Below are 20,505 nucleotides of genomic sequence, written 5' to 3' on the forward strand. Positions count from 1 at the left end.
CTTAGCCTTTCCAGATCGGGCGGAGCGTCACGTAATAGTGGTACTCGATTTGTTGAAACAGCAGGCCACCGCGCGCCGGAACATTCTGGCGAAACCCGAAGGCCATGGCGCAAACAAGAATAAACGGGGCCAGGACGGCAATGTAGGGAACAACCCGCAAAAGCCGCTCGGACCGGGCTTTGATCAAAACCGGGATCGTCAGGGCAACCCAAATGCCCAACGTGATCCAGTCGTCCGCATGTGCGTTCCAGTCGGCTTGAGCAGGGTAGAGCAACCAGGACGTGAACCCAGCCAGGCAAACGGCGCCGCAGGCGATCATCGCGCGCCGCGGGTGCCCGCCGTAGTACCCAAATATGAGAGCGGTAATCAGAAGGCCGGAACACAGGATGAAATCGACGCGCGGGACCAGCCCGCCCACATAAGCCAGAAGGATCAGGCCAATGGTGGAAAACCGAAATGCTTCGTCAGGGTTCCAGCCGATGCCAGCCGCACCAAGGGCGTGCCGCGCCCCGCCGGACCGGACCGAGATCACGAACAGCGCGATCGAGAGGCACAACAGGCCCACAAAGATAAACAACGGAACAATGGCTGCTGAGTCGTACCATTGGGTACCGCTGACCCCCGCCTTGTTTTCACCCCACAAGGGGATGTCCATGGTCTTCCACAGAAAGAACACCGATGTCGCCCCCAAAACCAGCGACGCCCAGAAATCCCGTGCGCGCAGGACCAGAATGTCCTCAGCCTTTTCCAACTTTGCCCTCCCGTGCAAAAAAGGGCGCGGAACCGCGCCCCCAAGATCGTTTGTCGCTCAGGGCTTCTCGATGCCCAGAGAGGCCGGATCGACGGTCGTCGCACCCAAATCTTGCAGGGTGTATGCAAAGGTGGATTCCAACGTCGAGAACAGCTTCTGCGCCTCGGGTCCGTACTGTCCGCCGATGTCATAATTGTTTGCCGCGGCCCAATCGGCCACGGCCTGCGAGGCCATGGCTTTCTGGAATGCTTCGGCCAGTTTTGCCTTTACATCGTCGCTTGCCGAATTGTGGACCGCAAAGCCGATTGCCTGTTTCAGTGGCAAATATTGGTCGAGCCCGTCATAGATGCCAAAGGCCGAAGGAACGGTCATTCCCGCGATTTCCGCGTTTTCAGGTGTCAGCATCGCCAGAGGGCGCAACTGTCCGCCTTCGATCAGCGGGGCCTGTTCCGCCAGCGAGGTCACGACCAGCGCAACTTCACCGGCGATGGCGGCCTCTTGCCCCGGAGCTGAGCCTTTGTAGGGGACGAATTTGAACTCGGCGCCCGAGCCCTTTTCGATGGCCAGCAGGTTCAGGTGGTGGATGGATCCCGCACCCGAGGCTGCCGCCGGGATGGTTCCGGGCGCGGCCTTGGCCGCGTCCACCAGCTCTTCAAGGCTGTTGTAGGGGCTGTCGGCGGGAACCGAGATCAAATCAGGCGAGCCGCCAACGATGAACGGATACCAGTAGTCGAACTTTTTGTCCCAGCCGCCCTGGACGGCGGCGGTCACGTTCGATTCGGAAAGTCCGACCAACGTATAGCCGTCATCAGGCTGGTTCATGACGTAGACCATTCCGTTTGAACCCGCCACGCCTCCGGTTTGGTTGATCACGTTGATCGACACCGGCAGGTGTTTCTCCATCTCGGCCATGATCATCCGGTTGATGGTGTCGGTACCGCCTCCGGCGCCCCAGACGACGGCGGTGGTAATGTCCCGGTACGGATATTCCTGTGCGCTGGCGAGCCCTGCGGCACCTGCCGTCAGTAGGGCGGCCGCTGCCAACCTTGCGATTTTCGACTTCATCTTTTCCTCCCAGATGCAGTGATGTGTTTGTTGTTGCATTTAATTGCGTATACGTTACACAATGCGTTGTCAACGACCGGAATTGATTTAAGGTCGAACGCAAGAACACAGGAAAAGGACGCAGGGCGCATATGGCCGAGAAACTAGAGATTGCAGTGTTCCATGGGGACGGGATCGGCCCGGAAATCATGGCTCCGACGCTAAGCATCCTTGCGCAGCTGTCTGAGCAGACCGAGGACTATACACTTGAGTTTCGGGAGGTTCCGGCCGGGGCAGCCCACTATGCGCAAACCGGAGAATCATTTCCGAAAACGTCAATGGATGCGGCGCGGCAGGCGGATGCCATTCTACTGTCCGCGATGGGTTTGCCGGACGTTCGGTACCCGGATGGGACCGAGATTTCACCTCAGATCGACCTCCGCAAGGCGCTGGGGCTGTTTGCCGGCGTGCGCCCTGTGCGGGTGAGAGCTGGGCAAGCAACACCGTTGGCCCTGCCGCCTGGCAAGGAAATTGACTTTGTTCTGATCCGCGAAAGCACTGAGGGGTTGTTTCACACCCAGGGGTGCGGAGAAGTGACCGAGGACGAGGCGCGCGAGACGCTGCTGATCACCCGAGAGGTCTGCGAAAAGCTGTTTCGGTTTACCTTCCAGTTGGCGCATGACCGAAAAACGTCCGGGCAGGGTCGGGGTCGTGTCACCTGTGTGGACAAGGCCAACGTCTTCCGCGCCTTTGCATTCTTCCGGGATCTGTTCGATGCCGAGGCTGAGCGTCACCCGGATTTGGTAGCGGATCATGCCTATGTGGATGCAACGGCCTTGTGGATGGTTCAAAAGCCTTGGGAATTTGATGTTCTGGTCACGGAAAACATGTTTGGCGACATCCTGTCTGACCTTGGGGCCGGTCTGATGGGAGGGCTGGGGCTGGCGCCCTCGGCTGACATTGGTCTGGATCATGCGGTGTTCCAGCCCTGTCACGGATCCGCCCCCGACATTGCCGGGGAAGGCATCGCCAATCCGTTTGCCATGTTCCAGTCGGCGGCGATGATGCTGGAATGGCTTGGGTTGCGGCATCAGAACCCCGCGTTGTCGCGAGATGGGCGACGGCTGCACACGGCAGTCGACAGCGTCGTGTCCGAGGGCCGAATTCTGACCCGTGATCTGGGCGGAGAAGCCGATACGCTGGCCGCGGCGCGAGCGGTGGCGGACAGGGTGTTTTTGGCGTGAGCAGCCAGCAGTTCATTCGGGTCGCCTGTGTCGGCGCCGGCTATTTCAGCCAGTTCCACTATGGCAGCTGGCGCCGCATACCGCAGGTTCAACTGGTCGCCGCATGTGATCGCGATCTCGAGAAGGCGGCCGCCACTGGATTGACTGCCTATGATGATCTGCCGTCGATGCTGGCCCAGGAAATGCCCCAGCTGTTGGACATAATCCTGCCGCCTGACGGTCATGCCGACGCAATTCGTGCCGCGCTGGACGCAGGTGTGAGTTGGATCCTGTGCCAAAAACCGTTTTGTCGATCTCTGGCAGAAGCGGAGGATGTACTGCAGGACGCTCGGGATGCCGGAGCCACCGTCGTTGTCCACGAGAATTTTCGTTTCCAGCCGTGGTATCGGCTGATGAAGGACGCCCTGACACGCGGGGATATCGGGATGCCGTTGCAGGCTACGTTCCGACTGCGCCCGGGCGACGGGCAGGGGCCTCGCGCCTATCTTGATCGGCAACCCTATTTTCAGGAAATGCCGCGTTTTCTGATCCACGAAACGGCGGTGCATTGGGTCGATACGTTCCGGTTCTTGTTCGGCAATCCGATCTCGGTTTATGCCGATCTGCGGCGGATCAACCCGGTCATTGCCGGAGAGGACGCAGGCTATGTCATCTTTGAGTTCGAAAACGGCTTGAGGGCCGTATTCGATGGCAACCGGAACCTGGATCATGCCTCGGACAATCTGCGCCGCACCATGGGGGAGGCCCTGATCGAAGGCACCGGCGGAACGCTGACGATGGATGGCTTTGGCGCCGTTGGGCTGCGTGAATTCGGCAGCCAGAGCAGCGTGCAGTTGCTTGCACCCGATAAATGGGAGGGTTTTGGTGGCGATTGCGTGCACGCGTTGCAGCAGCATGTCATATCCGGTCTTCTAAATGGTACGCATTTGGAAAATACTGGCCCGGACTATCTGGACGTTATCCGCATTGAACAGGCGATCTACAGATCTGATGCGGAGGGCAGGAAAATCGTTTTGGAGGCCGAATGAAAAACGAGACCGGCAAGGCTCTCTCGAATACCCAGCGCGCGGTGCGGGACTTGCGGCGGATGATCCTGACCGGAGAGTTGGCCGCCGGCACCGACCATCTGGAAACCGAACTGGCCGAGCAGTTGGGGATGTCGCGCACGCCGGTTCGCGAAGCAGCGCTTATGCTGGAAAGCAAGGGCCTGCTGGAAATGCGGCCGCGCAAAGGGGTGCGGATCCTGCCAGTATCTCCGGATGACATGCGCGAGATCTATGACATTCTGACCGAGTTGGAGAGCCTGGCAGCCGAACGCGCGGCCCAGGCCGGATTTTCCGAGCAAGACCTTCAGCCGTTGGCGGACTCGATCGCCCAAATGGATCGCGCCATCGGTGAGGAAGACCTGGAGGCGTGGGCCAAGGCCGACGACCTTTTCCACCGCGAGCTTGTCCGGTTGGGTGGCAACCGCCGAGTGGAAAGCATCGTGTCCATGATGAGCGACCAGGTCCGCAGGGCGCGGGCCTCGACCCTGTTCATACGCCCGTTGCCGGTCAAATCGAACGAGGATCACCGTGCGGTCTATACCGCAATCCGTGACGGCAAACCTGATGTCGCGCGCGACCGGCATCGCCAGCACCGGCTGCATGCCAAATCCGTCATCATCGACATCTTGGAAAAGCATCGGCTGAACAAGCTGTAGCCAGTCAGTTCGCTCAGCCCGCTGGCCGTAGATCTGCCGGCGGTGCAATCTGGACTTCCAGTCCCAACTGAGGATATGGCCAATAAAGCGGCGCGCGATGCGAAAGGACTTCCGGTGCAGATAACCCAGCAGATGGCAGGCGACAGCGTCTATTACATCAATCTGGACCGTGTGCCCGAGCGCCGAGCGTTCATGGAAGCGCAGTTTCTAAAGGCGGGCCTTGTGGGTGCACATAGGATCAGCGCCACGGATGCCAGTCAGCCAGGCGCGTTGGAGCAAAACGGATATGTCGCGGGAACGGGAACGCGCTGGGGTTTGACGACCAGCGAAATCGCCTGTTTCGAAAGCCATAGATCGGTTTGGCAACGGATCGCCGATCGGAACCTTCCAGCCGCTGTCGTCTTTGAGGATGATGTGGAAATGTCCTCTGACGCTGGCCGGGTCATCACCGAAGTGCTGAACCACGCGGAAGCCTATGATTGCGTCAAATTGGATTACTCGCCCCGGTCACTGCGCTTTGGGCCGGAGACCGGGATCGGAAATGTCCGCGTGCGCCCAATGCTGGAAATGGCGCCAAGTGCGGCGGCCTATGTTCTGTCACAGGCGGGCTGCCGCAAATTGTTGGCCTGGTCGCAGAGATATTCTGACCATCTCGATGACTTTCTGTCCTTGCCGCGCAGGGATTGGAACATGTTTCAGTGCTTTCCGGCCGTTGGTGTCCAGATGATCTGGTCGGGACGGCAGGAGCAGATCGACGAACCGGTCAAAAGCAGCGAACGAACCCAAAACGCAGCCACAAACAGCGGATTGGACAAGGGCCCCACGTGGTATCGGCTGCGGCGCGAGCTTCAGTCGGCCGGCCGAAAACTGAAATGGAAGCTGGGCGGTCAGGCGCGGCTTGTCCAGCGCGGCGGCATGGTGGACTTCATTCCCTGTGCCGACGATCTGATCGTGCGCCCTTGGTCCTGAAGTCTTTGTGCCAGTGGTGAAAAACCGAGCGGTTCCAATCATCCGCGCCGATCGCAAATTGCATAAACGTTAACAAAACTCTCGATTTGATATAATCTCGCAGTGTTATTGCGCGATTTTTTGGGGTTTTGGTGTGGGTCAAACGATTTACGAGAAATACGGCGGGTTCAAAACCATCAGCCGGATCGTGATGACATTTTACGAAATGGCATTGGAATCGGATGAGATCGGAGGCTACTTCGAAGATATCGACATGCCACGGTTGATCGATCACCAAACCAAATTCGTTTCGTCTCTGGTGGGTGGCCCAGCGTCTTTCAGCGATGATCGGATTGAGGCCGTGCATCGCCACCTCAACATCAGCCATGATGATTTCGACGAGATGGCTACGCTTTTCGGTGAAGCCCTTTCAATTCATGGAATGACCGAAGATGACGTGCAGGTCGCGCTGGCTGCGATCGAAGGCAAAAGGGCGATCATCGTTGCCCGGGATGTGGCATGAGCATCCTGGCCATCAACGAGCATCTGCTGCGTGCCATCGGGGTCGGTGTAGCGGTATTGCGGGCCTCGGACCTGACCTTCGTGTTCCACAATGGTCCATTTGCCGAATGGTTCGGCAAACCCGAGCCCGGCCAGACACTTTTGGATATATTGCCGGATCTCGACCAGCGCGAACTGGATGACGTCAAACAATCGGGCCTGCGATACTCGGCCGAGCTGCAGATGAAGCCCAAGCGCCGCACGCTGATCTTTGCGGTGACGATTTCCTTGGCCAACGGGATGGATGAGCAGGTTCTGGTTGTCGAATGTCAGAACATAACGAAAATTCGTGAGCTGGAAAGCATGATCGACAGCTATTCGACCATGGTCGAGCGCAACACCCGCGAGTTGGAAAGAGAAAAAGAAAGGGTCGAACGGCTTTTGCTGAACCTGATGCCGCGTGCGGTTTATGAGGAGTTCAAAACCTTCGGCGTAGTGACGCCTCAGCTGTATGATCAGGTTTCCGTGGTCATGCTGGATTTCGTCGGCTTTACGGATTTTGCGGCAAAAACCGACCCTACGGTCACCCTCAGCGAGTTGAATGACATCTTCACCGCCTTCGACCGGATCGTCGAACAGTTCGGGTGTGAACGGATCAAGACGATCGGAGACGCTTATCTTGCGGTCTCAGGCATGCCCGACGCCACGCCCGACCATGCCACGGCGGTTGCGCATTGTGCGGTCCGATTTCTGCGGTATCTGGAACGGCGCAACGAAAGTCATCCGCACAAATGGCAGGCTCGGATCGGGCTTGGCATGGGGCCTGCCGTTGGGTCCGTGGTAGGGATCCAGAAATACGTCTATGACGTTTTCGGACCGGCCGTGAATATAGCATCGCGGTTGCAGGTCTTTGCGAACCCCATGAACATCGTTGCCCCGGAAGAGATGAAATACGCCCTGATCGATGAATTTCAGGTCTCGGATCTGGGTCCGGTCGACATCAAGGGGATGGGCATGATGGATCTGATCAATGTCACCTCACGGCTGAACGCACCGCATGCCAGCCGGATGTTTTGACGATCATTCGTCGGGCGGAACCAGCCCCAACCCTCTGAGGTAAATGCCGATCCCGGATTCCAGAAGGTCTTCGGGCGGGAAGGGCGAACTGGCCCCCGCATTGCGGGCATAAAGCTCGACGACACCATGGCTCATCGCCCAGATATGCGCGCTGAACATAGACGCCGGTGGTCGCTTTTCCGGCGGGATGTGTTCTGAAAGATCGGCCGCAGCCATTTCCAGCACCTCCTTTGCCCGGTTGGCGGCCAGCGCCAGCTCGGGCGTCCGGTTGACCGAGATTCCGCTTTCGAACATCGAGATGTAGTGGCCGGGATGCTTGCGCGCAAACGCCAGATATGCGCGCCCGGTCGCTTCGAAAGCGGCCAGCGCCGAGGGCTGCCCCTTGTCGTAGGCATACTGCATGAGGTCCGCGAACATCTCGAACCCCTGACGGGCCGCTTCGGCGATCAGATCCTCGCGACCCTGATAGTGCCGGTAAACCGCGGCTGGGGTGACACCGGCCCGTTTCGCGGCCTCAGACAGGGTAAAGCCGGTCGGACCTTTTTCTTCGATCAGCGAGAGGGCGGCGTCGATCAGCGCCTGTTTCAGATTTCCATGGTGATAGCCGCGTTTGGTCATTCCGACGGCACCTGCCTGTGGTTGCGTGCTCTTTTACCAACCAGACATAATGCACGCGGCGCAGCAGGTCCAATCCCCGGGGCATGATCGGAGGGGCCACCGCTTGACCAAAGGCGCCCTAGACTACGCATCCCAGATTTCCGGTCCGCCACAAATCATCGGGTCGGGCTCTCCAACGGCTTCGGCGTCCTTTTCGTCATAGTCCAAGGTCGACAATACCGCCCGGATTGCCGCAAGCCGGGCACGCTTCTTGTCGTCCGAACGGATGATCGTCCAAGGGCACAGATCGGAATGGGAGCGTGTCAGAGTATCAGAAATCGACTGCGTGTATTCATCCCATTTGCCCAGACCGGCGATGTCTATAGGGCTCAGTTTCCATTGTTTCAGCGGGTCGTTCTCGCGCGCGAGAAACCGGCTGAGCTGTTCTGCGCGCCCGACGTTGAGCCAGAATTTGAACAGGTGAATGCCGTCATGAACAAGCCCGTTCTCCAGTGGCATGACCTGCCTGAAGAAGCGTTCCCGCTGGTCTGCGGTGCAAAATCCAAAGACGTTTTCGACGACCCCCCGGTTGTACCAGCTGCGATCGAAGAAAACGATCTCGCCAGCCGATGGCAGGTGCTGAATGTACCGCTGGAAGTACCATTGGCTGCGCTCGGCGTCGGAGGGCTTGCTGAGGGCGACATTGCGGGCGCCACGCGGGTTCAGGTTTTCCCGGAACCGCTTGATGGTACCGCCTTTGCCCGCTGCATCTCGACCCTCGAACACGATCGCGATGCGTTGTCCGGTTTCCTTGACCCATGCCTGCATCTTGACCAGTTCGATCTGCAGGGCCTCCATCTGCTTGTCATAGTCCTTGCGCTTCATCCTCTCCTGATATGGGTAGCTGGGGTTCAGGATGTCGCCTTTTTCAGCGTCTTCGATGGCCTTTCGCACGCTCTCGGGAGCGTCGTTCCGAAAGTAGCTGTTGATTGCTCGGTCCGCTGCACGGGTCATGAGTTGCCTCGCCATAAAATCCAGTTTCTACTATGGATTACGGGCGGGGTTAACGCAAACCCGCTCGTTCCGCGGCACGTTCGACCGCAGCAGCAACTTCTGGAGCGTCCACCACCTGCGGCATGTGCCCCATGCCTTCAAGTTCAATCAGCTCAGCGCCGGGGATTTGTTCGATCAGCCGCTCGGAATGCCAGCCCAGACCAACTGTCGTATCTGCCGTACCATGCACGATTTCGGTGGGCACCGATATCTCAGGGTAGCGCGGTTGCAGTTCGGCAACTTCGTCCAGGAGGTTGGCCCGTTGTTTTGCGTTGGCATGCATCGACGACCGGCGGAGCGTCAGGGCCGGGCCAAAGTGCTCGGCATAGCCTTCGGGTGCGGTCTGGGGGGCAAAGACCGTATCCAGGGCCTTGTTGACGTACCAGTCCGGAACGTAGGCGGTGATCAACGGCAGGACGAGAGCATTTCCCCAGGAGGTCGAGGCAATGCGGTTGAAGGAATCGAGCGGAGTTTCCCATGGCACTGCGGCCGGGGCGATCAGGACCAGAGCCGAGATGTTGTCAGGTCGCGTCACAGCCCAGGCCAGTGATACCGACCCGCCATAGCTTTGGCCGGCGACGATGGGTTTGTCGGCCCCCAGCATCGCGGCAGCTTTCTGCAGGATTTCTGCCTGCTCAACGATGGTTTCGCCATCCGCCGAGAAGCTCTGAGAATAGCCCAGCCCCGGCCGGTCGAATACAACGACCCGAAAGGACTTTGCCAGCAACGGCGCCAGAGCAAACGTCATGTCCCGGGTATTGCCGCTGGACCCGTGGATCAGGACGACATCCGGGCCTTCGCCCATGACGACGGCATGTACAGCAACGCCGTCGACATCCAATACCTGACCCTCTGGCGGAAACGCGGCCTCGGCCCGTGCCTCATGGCGTACGGCAAGCCAAGCCGTCAAAGCCCCAAAAAGGGCCGCAAACAGGCCCATGTATATCAACGACTTAATGACCAATTTTCGTCATGTCGAATGGAGTGGTCTGGTAGATCTCGTTGATCCAGTTCCCATACAGCAGGTGCGCATGGCTACGCCACCGGTTCTGAGGCGTGCGGGACGGGTCATCGTCGGGGTAATAGTTGATGGGCACATTGATCGGAGTGCCGTTGGCCACGTCCCGGTCGTATTCCTGTTTCAGCGTGTCACTGTCATATTCGAAGTGATTGAAGATATACAGCGCCCGGTTCTGCCGATCTTCAACAAGACACGGACCGACCTCGTCGCTGCCAAGAAGGGTCACAAGCCCTTCGGCAGCGTCGATTTCATCCTGACGGACTTCGGTCCAGCGACTGACCGGGATCACGCAGTCATCCGAGAAGCCTCGCAGGAAAGGCGAGGCCGGTGACAGGTTCCGATGCCGGAAACACCCAAACGCCTTGGCGTCCAACATATACTTTTTGACGCCATGAAAGTGATAGATCATCGCCATTCCACCCCAGCATACGCCGAAGGTCGAATGCACATTGGTTCGGGTCCATTCGAACACCTCGGTCAGTTCGTCCCAATAGGTGACGTCCTGAAACTCCAGATGCTCGATGGGGGCGCCGGTGATGATCAGGCCGTCAAATTTCTGGTCCTTCACGTCCTGAAAAGGGCGGTAGAACTCTTCCATGTGTTCGGCCGCGGTGTTTTTGGTTTGATGCTCAGTCATGCGGATCAGGGACAATTCGATCTGCAGAGGCGTCGCGCCGATCAATCGGGCAAACTGGTTTTCGGTCTGGATTTTTTTCGGCATCAGGTTCAGCAACCCGATCTTCAGGGGCCGGATGTCCTGCCGTGCGGCCTGATCCTCGGCCATGACCATGACGCCCTCTTTCGTCAGAACGTCAAAGGCCGGGAGGTCGGACGGAATCTTGATAGGCATGAGGCGGGTTTTTCCAGTTTCTTCTGAAGCGTTCTAGTTAGGACGCCGCGGCGCGGGTCTCAAGTGTGCTCTCGATCAACTCATCGAAATCACGGGCATCCCGCACCTTTACGATTGCGTCGGCGGTAACGGTGACCCCCCAATTCTCAGCCATGGATTGGTATCTGGGCTGACGGTGGGCCAAGGCGCGGGCATAGGTCCAGCGGATGAAGTCGTCGGGATTGACCTCTGCCTCGGCGCAGCCGTGCTGATCAAGGTATTCCTGCCAGGTGCGCGTCAGGAAATCGGCCTGATAAGACATCGGTTTGGGGGCCTTGTCGAACCGTCGGATCAGTTCGGCGGTGTGGTCGTCGTCGCCCTTGATCCAGACCATCAGGGTCTGGCGCGAGAGTTCCGACAAGACGTGGTCGGAAGGATTGTCAGGGTCCACCCATTCGCAGATTGACCCGCCGGTGTCACAGATGAAATGCGGGTACCCGTACAGACGCTGAGCGCGGTCAATGAAATATTCGGTGTCCAGCAGAGCGTGGATTTCGGCCTGCCGGAACTGCTCTTGTCTACGCCGATATTCCGGCATCGCCAGCCCACCCAGGGCCGGGTTTCCGGGCTTGCCCAGATAGGCGGCGACCGGCGTCAGGTTTTCGAACGAAATGTTGGATCCGATATAGATCGAGTCAGAGAGCAGCAGATCCCGCAGAAAGGGAACCTTCATTGCCTCAGCCTTGGCGTTGTCGGTGATGTATTCACCCATGTAACGCGTGCCAATTCGATAATCGATCGAGTAGTGGAACCAGTCGCCCGAGTCGCGAAGGATGTTCGACACGTAAGTCTTGCCCAAGCCGGACATGCCGAAAAACAGCACCTTTTTGCGCGCCGCTTCGTGCCAGTCCTTTGCCGACCTGTAGATCATGTGCAACCGTCCCTTGTTTTGTCCTAGCTAAATCGGCCCGGCGATGGCGTCAATCTCGGCCGCGGGCTCGGCTTAAGATCAATAACCCCAATGCAAGGATTGCAAAGCCGATGAAGGCATTCGGGGCAAGGGTTTCGTGCCGGACATAGGCGCCCAGCAGAATGGCGACCGGAGGGATGATCAGGGTGACCAGCAGCAGGTTGCCGCTGCCGGCAGCGGCCAGAACCCTGTAGTACAGCAGGTAGGCCCCAGCCGTAGCGACGAGTGCGTAATAAGCTACGGCGAGCCAAGTTGTCATAGGCAGGTCGAACGATGGCACGCCGTCGACGACCAGCATTACCGGCAGCATGACGATGGTTGACCCGCTCAGCATTCCCGCCGCCGCAACCTGCGGCGCCAGGCCTGACAAGCGCAAACGGGCCCAGACAGCCGCCAGCGCATAGGATACGGTCCCCGCCAGAATGGCCAACTGAGCAGCGCTTTGCAGGCTGAACCCAAGGAAATTGTGCAATCCGATTGCGGTGGAAACTCCGCCAAAGCCAAGCGCAACACCTACGGCTCGGCGTTTGGTCAGTCGCTCGTCGGGAAAGAACGCAGCCGCAACCAGAACACCGAAGATTGCCGTGGCAGCGTTCAAGATCGAGGTCAGACCGGTGTCGACATACAATTGGCCCCAGGCCATCAGCGAGAAGGGCAATACGTTGTTCAACAGACCCATGACCAGAAAAGCGCCCCAAATACGCGGGTCCCTCGGTATCGTTTCTCGGCGGAGGAGAACGACGGCCCAAAGCGCAAGCGCGGCCCAGAAAACGCGATGAAACACGGCCGTCATCACAGGTATCGTGTCCAGTGCGACGCGGATCGCCAGGAAGGACGCGCCCCAGATCAGTCCAAGAAGAATGAGCTCGAACCAAGCAAGGGCGGAGAGGGATTTTTGTTGCGTCATGGCTATTTCTTGCATGTTTCTGTTTGCCTCACGCGGAATACTTGCATTCGGCAATTCGGTAAGCGACCCGGATCATGCGAAAAACCCCGCCACAAGGGCGGGGTTTTCCAATTCTGTATGAGCGTATCCCTTAGTTCAGGGCGTAGGTCACCTGAATACCAACGCTCCACGCGCTGTTTCCAGAGAAGTTCGCCCGCGCCGCGGGGCCAGCACCGTCAGCGGTTGCGTCGCCCAGATCGGTATAGCGAACGCCGCCCGAAATCTTGGCGCGTTCCATCGAGTAGGTGCCGCCAAGGCCAATGCTCCAGAACCCGTCGGTCGGACCCAGGTTGGAAACGGGCTCATTGGTTGCCGATTCATAGCCAAGGGTCACTGCGCCCGAGAACTGTTCGGAGAACTGGTAGCCAAGACCCAGCGAATAGGTCCAGGTCGGATCGTCATAGTCCACCAGCGCGCTGGTCGGCGGATAGTTCGGGGGGTCGTATACCGTTTGCGGCCAGTCGACCCAGCGGATCGATCCGAACAGCAGTGTCTTGGGGGCAACGCCGGTCTGGAAGTCCAAGTTCACCGATTGCGGAGAAACGACCTCGCTGGAAGTGTCGAATGTCGCAACAAAACCTCCAGGGGCCGGGGGCGGAGGGTTTAGCGACTCGGTTTGCGACAAGTCATGCGAGATCTTCGAGTTGTAGGTCAGCGCAACGCGCGCTGCGATCTCGGGCTTTTCCCAAGCCACACCTACGACGTAACCCAGCGCGGTATCCTTGTCGGCATTCACCTCGTAACCAGCCGCCGCCGGCACAGCAACGTCAGCGCTGAGCCGCTGAATACGCAGACCACCGATGGCGCTGAAGCCGCCGTCGAACTTGTAGCGCAACAGGGCAGTAATTGCCTCTGTGTCGGCTTTCGCGCGCAGAACGTCAGTGCGACCGCCCGGGATCGGATTCTGCGAGAGCGGGTAGTTCGAACCGTAGGCGATATCGGCACCGAACGGTTCGTCATAGATCAGCGCAAAGTCGAGCTGGTCGGTGAAGGCGTGCTTGTACGCGAGATGAGGCGAGAAGAAGTCGTTTGCAACGTTGCCCGAGTCAACGCCCAGCATCGTGCCGCTTACGCTTGGGTTGGTGTAGCCCAGGCGAAACTGTACGACGGAACCTTCCTCAAAGATAATGTTGATGCCTTGCCCACTACGGTCGATACCGCCGGCATGAGCGGCGGTCGCCCCTGCACAGAGCACGCACGCCTGTAACAGCGCTTTCTTCATGTATTCCTCCCTTTTCACTATCCGGCGCCACAGTATTGTCTTGTGAGTGTCAGTGGCGGTGATTTCTGTGACCATTATTCACGGGGAGTTTAAAAAAACGTCAACCACTGACCATACGTTAGTTTCTGCCAGTGACCGAACGTCAGTTTTTGTGTGTGGTTTTTGCCAGAGTGCCCGATCCCGCGCGGCCTTCGGACCAGACATTCAGGAATATGCCCGAGAAAATCACGACGGCGCCCAGCATGGTCCACTGATCCAGGGGTTCGTGATACAGCAGCATCCCAACAATGGCGATCGTCGGCAGGCGCGCGAAATCAAAGGGAATAACGACCGTGGCCGGAGCGATGGCAAGCGCGTTTGTAATGCAGAAATGGGCCAGCAGGCCGGCCAGCCCGACCAGCAACAACAGGGGCACGCTTTGAGCGGTTGGCAGAACGATCTGCCCGTCCGCTCCGGCAACAGCAAGACCCATTGCGGCCTGCATCGTAGTCAGCCAGAAAACGATGCATCCGATGCTGGCGAACCCTGTCAGTTTCTTCGTCGAAATCGTTGTAAGCGCAAAGAAAACAGCCGAGGAGGCCGCTGCAAGAACACCGGGCGTGAGCGGTGTGGCTCCGGGTCGGGCGACGATCAATATGCCTGCGAAACCTATGATTGCCGACATGACCCGCGTGGGTGTCAGGCGTTCGCCCAGCAGAAGCGGAGACAGGAGTACGACCCATATCGGTTGCGTAAATTCCAACGCAAAAACCTGCGCCAGCGGGATGACGCTGACAGCGTAGAACCACAGGTTTTGGCCCGCAAAATGCAACGAGTTTCGAACCGCGTGCAGACCCAGACGTTGTGTCGATACCTGGTGCCATTTGCCGGTTGCCGTCAAAACGGCCGAAACGACGATGACGCCAACAATGCTGCGGTACATCATGATTTCAAACGTGTCGTGCGTCAGGCTAAGCTCGCGCCCGGCAACGGCCATTGACGAGAAAGAAGCGATCGCCCCGGTCATCCACAGCGCGGTTTTGGCAATCATCGATTTGCTATCGCGCATGTTTCGATCCTTGGGCTGAGCGTGCGTTTGGCCACCGAACCAAAACCGACGCCGGTTCACAACAACAAAAAAGCCGGGTCAGCGCCCGGCTTTTGGTGTCATTCCCATTCGATCGTGCCCGGAGGCTTGGAGGTGATGTCATAGGTGCAACGGTTGATGCCCTTGACTTCGTTGATGATCCGGGTGGCGGTTTCGCCCAGGAATTCGTGGGTGAACGGGTAGTAATCGGCCGTCATTCCATCAACCGAGGTCACCGCCCGCAAGGCGCAGGCATAGTCATAGGTGCGCCCGTCGCCCATCACGCCGACTGTGCGCACCGGAAGGATCGCGACGAAGGCCTGCCAGATCTCGTCATACAGGCCGTGCTTGCGGATCTGGTCGATATAGATCGCGTCGGCCTCGCGCAGGATTTCCAGCTTTTCGCGGGTGATCTCGCCCGGGCAGCGGATGGCCAGACCCGGTCCGGGGAAGGGGTGGCGGCCGATAAAGCTGGGCGGCAGGCCCAGTTCACGGCCCAGCGCGCGCACTTCGTCCTTGAACAGTTCACGCAGCGGCTCGACCAGTTTCAGGCCCATCTTTTCGGGCAGGCCGCCGACGTTGTGATGCGATTTGATCGTGACTGACGGGCCGCCGGAAAACGACACCGATTCAATGACATCGGGGTACAGCGTGCCCTGGGCCAGGAACTCGGCGCCCTCGATCGTGTCGGCGTGTTTCTGGAACACGTCAATGAACAGCTTGCCGATGATCTTGCGCTTGGTCTCGGGGTCCGAGACGCCCTCGAGCTCGCCAAGGAACAGCTCGCTTTCATCCGCGTGGATCAGTTGGATGTTGTAGTTGTCGCGGAACATCGAGACGACTTCCTGCGCCTCGTTCTTGCGCAGCAGGCCGTGATCGACGAAAACGCAGGTCAGCTGGTCGCCGATCGCCTCGTGGATCAGAATCGCCGCGACCGAGCTGTCGACGCCGCCCGACAGGCCGCAGATCACCTTCTTGTCGCCGACCTGTTCGCGGATCTTGCGGATCATCTCGTCGCGATAGGCGCCCATGGTCCAGTCGCCCTTGAACCCGGCCAGCTTCACGAAATTCTCGTACAGTTTTGCGCCCTTGGGGGTGTGGTGCACCTCGGGGTGGAACTGAACGGCATAGAAATGGCGGTCGGTATCGGCGGTGATCGCGAAGGGCGCGTTGGGCGAGGTGCCGAACACCTCGAACCCTGGTGCGATTTGGCTGACATGGTCGCCGTGGCTCATCCAGACCTGTTCGTTGCCATCGGTGAACCAGCCCTCCAAAAGGTCGAGCTTGCCGCGCGGCGTCACGAATGCCCGTCCGAACTCGGCGGTGCCGTGGCCGCTTTCGACCTTGCCGCCCAGCTGATGCATCATCACCTGCTGGCCATAGCAGATGCCAAGGATCGGAACGCCATACCCGAAGATCTCTTGCGGAACGCGCGGCGAACCTTCGCGCGTCACGCTGTCCGGCCCGCCCGAAAAGATGATGGCGCGCGGAGCCATGTCCCGCACGAAATCCATCGTGACGTTCTGGTAGGGGTGGATTTCGCAATAGACGTTCAACTCGCGCAGGCGGCGGGCGATCAGCTGCGTTACCTGGCTGCCGAAGTCGATGATCAAAAGGCGGTCATGGGATGTCTCGGTCATACCCGGCCTTTAGGTCGGAAGCCTTGCATGTGCAAGCGCCTTGACGTCATTTGGCGGGAAAGAGTGGCGCGGAGCACATTACATGACCGGAATTTCGCTCAGAAGGGCTGTGGTAACCGATGCGGAGCCCATCCGCCGATGCATCGAAGCGGCCTATGCCGCCGCGCGCCAGTCCATTCCCGACCTGCCGAATGTGACCGAGGGGGTCGTGGAGGACATTCGCGACCGGAACGTCGTTGTGGCTGTGGATGAAACATCCCTACAGGGTGTCGTGGTTTTTGGTTTCGAAAGAGAAACCGCGATGATCTTCAATCTGGCCGTTTCACCGGATGCGCAAGGGCGGGGCATTGCTCGGCAGTTGCTCGATTTCGTCGCGACAGAGGCTCGCGAAAACGGGGTTTGGCACATGCGCCTGACAACCCACCGCCTGATGGCGGACACCCGCGCGATGTACCGTCATCTTGGGTGGCAGGAGACCGGGCACGAGGGAAGCAAGGTCTATTTCAGCAAACCAACCTGACGCCTCGTAAGGCCTGTTGCTGGTGCTGGACGGCGCGGAATATGTCGCTTTTCCCCCTATTGCGCCGGAATCCACATCTGGTGAAGTCGCGGCATCTTGTAACAAGCAATCCAATCTAAACTTTCACACGGGATCATCTCATGACAGAGGCAAGCACCCGACGCAGAGCGCGTGGTGGCGGAGGCGCCGCCCGCCGGGCCGAGCGTACCGCGGTTCGGATCGAAACGGCGAAGTATATCGAACGCAACATTCCGAACTTCGAGATCCTCAATGACGAAGCGTTGGAGATCATCGAGGCCAATGCGGAAACCGTTCTGGAGGAAGTCGGCGTCAATTTCGTCGACAACCCCGCGGCGCTGGAACGTTGGCGCGATGCCGGGGCCGACATCGATGGTGAGCGCGTTCGCATTCCGCGAGGTCTGGCCCGCGAACTGATCAAGACCGCGCCCAAGGAGTTCACGCAGCACGCGCGCAACCCGGAAAAATCGGTGGTGATCGGCGGGCGCAACCTGGTGCTGGCGCCGGTCTACGGACCGCCTTTCGTGCGGGACGCACAGGGTGGCCGCCGCTATGCCACGATGGACGATTTCAACAAGTTCGTGAAACTGGCCTACATGTCCAAATGGCTGCACCATTCGGGCGGCACCGTCTGCGAACCCACCGACATACCGGTGAACAAGCGGCACCTCGACATGCTGATGGCGCATATGACGCTGTCTGACAAACCCTTCATGGGTTCGGTGACCGATCCCAGCCGGGCGCAGGATTCAGTCGAGATGTGCGAGATTCTGTTCGGCAAGGAGTTCGTTCAGGAAAACACCGTGATGACCTCGCTCACCAACATCAACTCGCCGATGACGTTCGACGACGTGATGATGGGGTCGCTGGAAGTCTATGCCCGCAACAATCAGGCCTGCATCATTTCGCCCTTCATCGTGGGCGGCGCGATGGCCCCGGTTTCGGTTGCTGGTACTCTGACGCAGGTGCTGGCCGAGGTGCTGGCCGGCATCGCCTACAGTCAGATCATCCGTCCGGGCGCACCGGCCATTTTCGGCGCATTCGTGTCGTCGATCGACATGAACTCTGGTGCACCGACCTTTGGCACGCCCGAAGCCGCGCACATCACCTATGGAGCCGGTCAGTTGGCGCGCCGTTTGGGTGTTCCCTACCGCTCGGCCGGGTCGTTCTGTGGATCCAAGCTTCCGGACGCGCAAGCGGCTTATGAGACTGCAAACTCGCTGAATATGGGTCTGCTGTCAGGCGTCAACTTCATGCTGCATGCATGTGGCTGGCTCGAAGGCGGTCTGGTCGCCGATTTCGAAAAGTTCGTCATGGATGCCGATCAGTTGGGAGCGCTTCATGCGTTGGCCAAAGGGGTGGCCTATGATGAAAACGCGCAGGCCATGGACGCGATTCGTGAGGTGGGGCCGGGTGGCCACTATCTTGGTTGTGCGCACACCCAGGCCAATTTCCAAAGCGCCTTCTGGAAGACCGACCTGCTGGACTACAAACCCTTTGAAACATGGGAAGAAGAGGGTGCGCGGGACACGCGCATGCTGGCCTCGGCCCGGGTCGAGCATCTGCTGGCCAACTACCAGCAACCGCAACTCGACCCGGAAAAACTGGCGGCACTAACCGCCTATGTCGAGGAAAAGAAAGCGTCCATGCCCGACGCCTTCACTTGACGACATGAAGTTCCGGGGCGCGGCTGGCTTGATGCAGTCGCGCCTCACCAATCAAAGCGATCAGTAGGTCCAGGTGGCGAACCAGCGAATACGCGGCGTCGCCCGAGCGTCGTTGGTCGTCGACGCTCCGCTCCATCTCCAACAGTCGCATCAAGGCCGCTCCGGTTCCCGGTAGCGCGCCATAGCCGAACAGGCGCTGCAAGTGGCGGTCACGGTCGTATTCCTGTGCTCCGACCTTGGCTGCCCGAGACAGCAGCCGCGGGCGGCGGAGGGCGGTGATCATAGTCATCAGGTCCTGCATTTCGGCGTTCCTCTGTTCAATTTTGCCTGCAGCAATTTTGCACAACCCAAGCGGGTGTTGCCGTGATTGGGCTCGCGCCGAACGATGGTTTCACGACTGTTTATCTTTTTGAATCAATTCTGGTCAGAGCCGTTGGAGGTTAACGAACGAGTAACGAAAGCAACTCTAGGTAGATTTGGTTAACACTTTATCCGACGGCGGACAGTGGCAGTTTGATTGTCGACGAGGGCGAATAACGATGGAAAACAGCACCGCATTCACCGTTCCAGCTTGGGTTCCCGAAGGGGCACAGCGATACCTGGCCCATACCGAGGCGGGACGGTCGATCCGGGATCTGGCGCGGTCGGCAGGGTGTCACGCGTCAACCATTCTGCGACAGATTCGAAGGATCGAAATGCGCCGCGACGATCCCTTGGTGGATGCAGCACTGCAGTCGCTGGCTGAAACACACTTTCCCGGTGCGGGGAATGAAGCGGCCTCTGATCCCTTGTTCGGCGTCGGCGATGATCCTCATCGCATTCCCAATGCCGAAGACCAGGCGTTCGAGCGTGAGGCTTTGCGGGTGCTGCGGCGCCTTTGCGAAACGGGTGCGGTTCTGGCCGTGGCCGAGGACATGGAAAAAGCGGTCGTTGTCCGCGACAGCGGCGAGGGCGGTACAACTCGGACCGCCGTTGTTGATTGCAAGACCGCTCAGGCCCTGGCTCTGAAGGACTGGATCGTTTGTGACAATCCGGGGCGTGTGTCGCGTTACCGGATCACGCAAATGGGCCGAACCGCATTAAGCCAGTTGATTGCCGATGCCGAAAACCGCGCGCGGACACAGACTGAATATGGCATGGCCGAGGCACCGGCGAAGTTCAAAACGCGCAGTCAAGCCGACGAGAAGCGTCCACGGCGCATCCGTTATTGCGCAGCGGAGAGCCCCCTGACTGCCTTGTCGCGCCGGCGCGACCGGGATGGAAAGCCGTTTCTGGACGAAAGCCTGGTGCGCGCCGGAGAGCGACTGCGCGAGGATTTCGAGCTGGCCCAGATCGGACCGCGGGTCACGCAGAACTGGGACCGGTTCCTTACCGCTGGCGGTCGTGCGGGTTTCGAAGGCGATGCTCAGGTTGCGCGCGGGTCGTCCGAGGCGCGTGATCGCGTGGCTCGGGCCTTGTCGGATCTGGGTCCGGGTTTGAGCGACGTTGCGCTGCGGTGTTGTTGCTATCTGGAAGGCCTGGAACTGGCCGAGAAACGGATGGGCTGGTCAGCACGTTCTGGGAAGATCGTGCTGCGCATTGCGTTGCAGCGCCTCAAGCGCCATTACGAGAAGCAAGCAGAGTGTGACAGATTGATCGGTTGATCCAACTTGAGTCCGATTGGCCGGAGTTGCGGAAAACGCAACAGGT

Annotated in this window: 21 protein-coding genes; 9 read left to right on the forward strand and 12 right to left on the reverse strand. The window is 59.2% G+C overall.

The window, feature by feature from the left end; genetic code table 11:
- Window position 1: 1 nt before the first annotated feature.
- Both ACR0DA_RS04710 and ACR0DA_RS04715 read right to left on the reverse strand, forming a co-directional pair.
- A complete protein-coding gene (locus ACR0DA_RS04710) occupies window positions 2-751 on the reverse strand; it encodes a hypothetical protein (RefSeq protein WP_480753126.1) in 750 nt (249 codons plus the stop codon).
- Between the two features lie 57 nt (window positions 752-808).
- On the reverse strand, window positions 809-1,816 hold the full coding sequence (locus tag ACR0DA_RS04715; protein WP_480753127.1) for a Bug family tripartite tricarboxylate transporter substrate binding protein: 1,008 nt from the start codon (window positions 1,814-1,816) through the stop codon (window positions 809-811).
- A gap of 131 nt (window positions 1,817-1,947) precedes the next feature.
- On the opposite strand from ACR0DA_RS04715, the gene ACR0DA_RS04720 reads away from it, so the two are divergent.
- The 6 genes from ACR0DA_RS04720 to ACR0DA_RS04745 all read left to right on the forward strand — a co-directional run bounded on the left by ACR0DA_RS04720 (window position 1,948) and on the right by ACR0DA_RS04745 (window position 7,267).
- On the forward strand, window positions 1,948-3,039 hold the full coding sequence (locus ACR0DA_RS04720) for an isocitrate/isopropylmalate dehydrogenase family protein (protein ID WP_480753128.1): 1,092 nt from the start codon (window positions 1,948-1,950) through the stop codon (window positions 3,037-3,039).
- Window positions 3,036-4,067 carry a Gfo/Idh/MocA family protein gene (locus ACR0DA_RS04725; protein WP_170363598.1) on the forward strand — a complete coding sequence of 344 codons (1,032 nt, stop codon included), beginning with the start codon at window positions 3,036-3,038 and terminating at the stop codon, window positions 4,065-4,067. Before ACR0DA_RS04720 ends, ACR0DA_RS04725 begins: the two co-directional genes overlap by 4 nt.
- Window positions 4,064-4,741, forward strand: a complete 678-nt coding sequence (locus ACR0DA_RS04730; protein WP_170419124.1) for a GntR family transcriptional regulator — start codon at window positions 4,064-4,066, stop codon at window positions 4,739-4,741. Before ACR0DA_RS04725 ends, ACR0DA_RS04730 begins: the two co-directional genes overlap by 4 nt.
- Before the next feature lie 114 nt (window positions 4,742-4,855).
- Window positions 4,856-5,710, forward strand: coding sequence for a glycosyltransferase family 25 protein (locus ACR0DA_RS04735; protein WP_480753130.1), 855 nt, complete (start codon window positions 4,856-4,858; stop codon window positions 5,708-5,710).
- Window positions 5,711-5,843: 133 nt separating this feature from the next.
- Complete coding sequence (locus ACR0DA_RS04740) at window positions 5,844-6,212, forward strand: group I truncated hemoglobin (RefSeq protein ID WP_480753131.1); 369 nt, start codon at window positions 5,844-5,846, stop codon at window positions 6,210-6,212.
- Complete coding sequence (locus ACR0DA_RS04745) at window positions 6,209-7,267, forward strand: adenylate/guanylate cyclase domain-containing protein (RefSeq protein ID WP_093961896.1); 1,059 nt, start codon at window positions 6,209-6,211, stop codon at window positions 7,265-7,267. Before ACR0DA_RS04740 ends, ACR0DA_RS04745 begins: the two co-directional genes overlap by 4 nt.
- A 3-nt stretch (window positions 7,268-7,270) precedes the next feature.
- Here the strand turns inward: ACR0DA_RS04745 and ACR0DA_RS04750 are convergent, their stop codons facing one another.
- From ACR0DA_RS04750 to guaA, 9 genes are all read right to left on the reverse strand, one after another.
- Window positions 7,271-7,885, reverse strand: coding sequence for a TetR/AcrR family transcriptional regulator (locus ACR0DA_RS04750; protein WP_093961897.1), 615 nt, complete (start codon window positions 7,883-7,885; stop codon window positions 7,271-7,273).
- A 123-nt stretch (window positions 7,886-8,008) separates the two neighbouring features.
- Window positions 8,009-8,878 carry a polyphosphate kinase 2 gene (gene ppk2 / locus ACR0DA_RS04755; protein WP_170592742.1) on the reverse strand — a complete coding sequence of 290 codons (870 nt, stop codon included), beginning with the start codon at window positions 8,876-8,878 and terminating at the stop codon, window positions 8,009-8,011.
- 49 nt (window positions 8,879-8,927) lie between these two features.
- A complete protein-coding gene (locus tag ACR0DA_RS04760; protein WP_170597939.1) occupies window positions 8,928-9,857 on the reverse strand; it encodes an alpha/beta fold hydrolase in 930 nt (309 codons plus the stop codon).
- A 13-nt stretch (window positions 9,858-9,870) separates the two neighbouring features.
- Window positions 9,871-10,788: a homoserine O-acetyltransferase MetA gene (gene metA, locus ACR0DA_RS04765; protein ID WP_093961900.1), complete on the reverse strand. Its 918-nt coding sequence runs from the start codon at window positions 10,786-10,788 to the stop codon at window positions 9,871-9,873.
- 37 nt (window positions 10,789-10,825) lie between these two features.
- Window positions 10,826-11,698 carry an ATPase gene (locus ACR0DA_RS04770; RefSeq protein ID WP_480753133.1) on the reverse strand — a complete coding sequence of 291 codons (873 nt, stop codon included), beginning with the start codon at window positions 11,696-11,698 and terminating at the stop codon, window positions 10,826-10,828.
- Window positions 11,699-11,747: 49 nt separating this feature from the next.
- Window positions 11,748-12,644: a DMT family transporter gene (locus tag ACR0DA_RS04775; protein WP_170357630.1), complete on the reverse strand. Its 897-nt coding sequence runs from the start codon at window positions 12,642-12,644 to the stop codon at window positions 11,748-11,750.
- Window positions 12,645-12,774: 130 nt separating this feature from the next.
- Window positions 12,775-13,905: an OmpP1/FadL family transporter gene (locus ACR0DA_RS04780; protein ID WP_480753134.1), complete on the reverse strand. Its 1,131-nt coding sequence runs from the start codon at window positions 13,903-13,905 to the stop codon at window positions 12,775-12,777.
- Between the two features lie 142 nt (window positions 13,906-14,047).
- A complete protein-coding gene (locus ACR0DA_RS04785; protein WP_170371167.1) occupies window positions 14,048-14,953 on the reverse strand; it encodes a DMT family transporter in 906 nt (301 codons plus the stop codon).
- 98 nt (window positions 14,954-15,051) lie between these two features.
- Window positions 15,052-16,611 carry a glutamine-hydrolyzing GMP synthase gene (gene guaA / locus ACR0DA_RS04790; protein ID WP_480753135.1) on the reverse strand — a complete coding sequence of 520 codons (1,560 nt, stop codon included), beginning with the start codon at window positions 16,609-16,611 and terminating at the stop codon, window positions 15,052-15,054.
- Between the two features lie 82 nt (window positions 16,612-16,693).
- Here guaA and ACR0DA_RS04795 point away from each other — a divergent pair, with 82 nt between their 5' ends.
- Complete coding sequence (locus ACR0DA_RS04795; RefSeq protein ID WP_480753136.1) at window positions 16,694-17,131, forward strand: GNAT family N-acetyltransferase; 438 nt, start codon at window positions 16,694-16,696, stop codon at window positions 17,129-17,131.
- 140 nt (window positions 17,132-17,271) lie between these two features.
- Window positions 17,272-18,816, forward strand: coding sequence for a trimethylamine methyltransferase family protein (locus ACR0DA_RS04800; protein WP_480753138.1), 1,545 nt, complete (start codon window positions 17,272-17,274; stop codon window positions 18,814-18,816).
- Here the strand turns inward: ACR0DA_RS04800 and ACR0DA_RS04805 are convergent.
- Window positions 18,809-19,117 (reverse strand): DUF6477 family protein, encoded by a 309-nt coding sequence (locus tag ACR0DA_RS04805; RefSeq protein WP_093961906.1) that lies wholly within the window; start codon window positions 19,115-19,117, stop codon window positions 18,809-18,811. The genes ACR0DA_RS04800 and ACR0DA_RS04805 overlap by 8 nt on opposite strands.
- Before the next feature lie 238 nt (window positions 19,118-19,355).
- Between ACR0DA_RS04805 and ACR0DA_RS04810 the strand changes: the two genes are divergently transcribed.
- On the forward strand, window positions 19,356-20,459 hold the full coding sequence (locus ACR0DA_RS04810; RefSeq protein WP_480753140.1) for a DUF6456 domain-containing protein: 1,104 nt from the start codon (window positions 19,356-19,358) through the stop codon (window positions 20,457-20,459).
- The last annotated feature ends 46 nt before the right edge of the window (window positions 20,460-20,505 follow it).

This window comes from Ruegeria sp. CI8 (assembly GCF_056536865.1).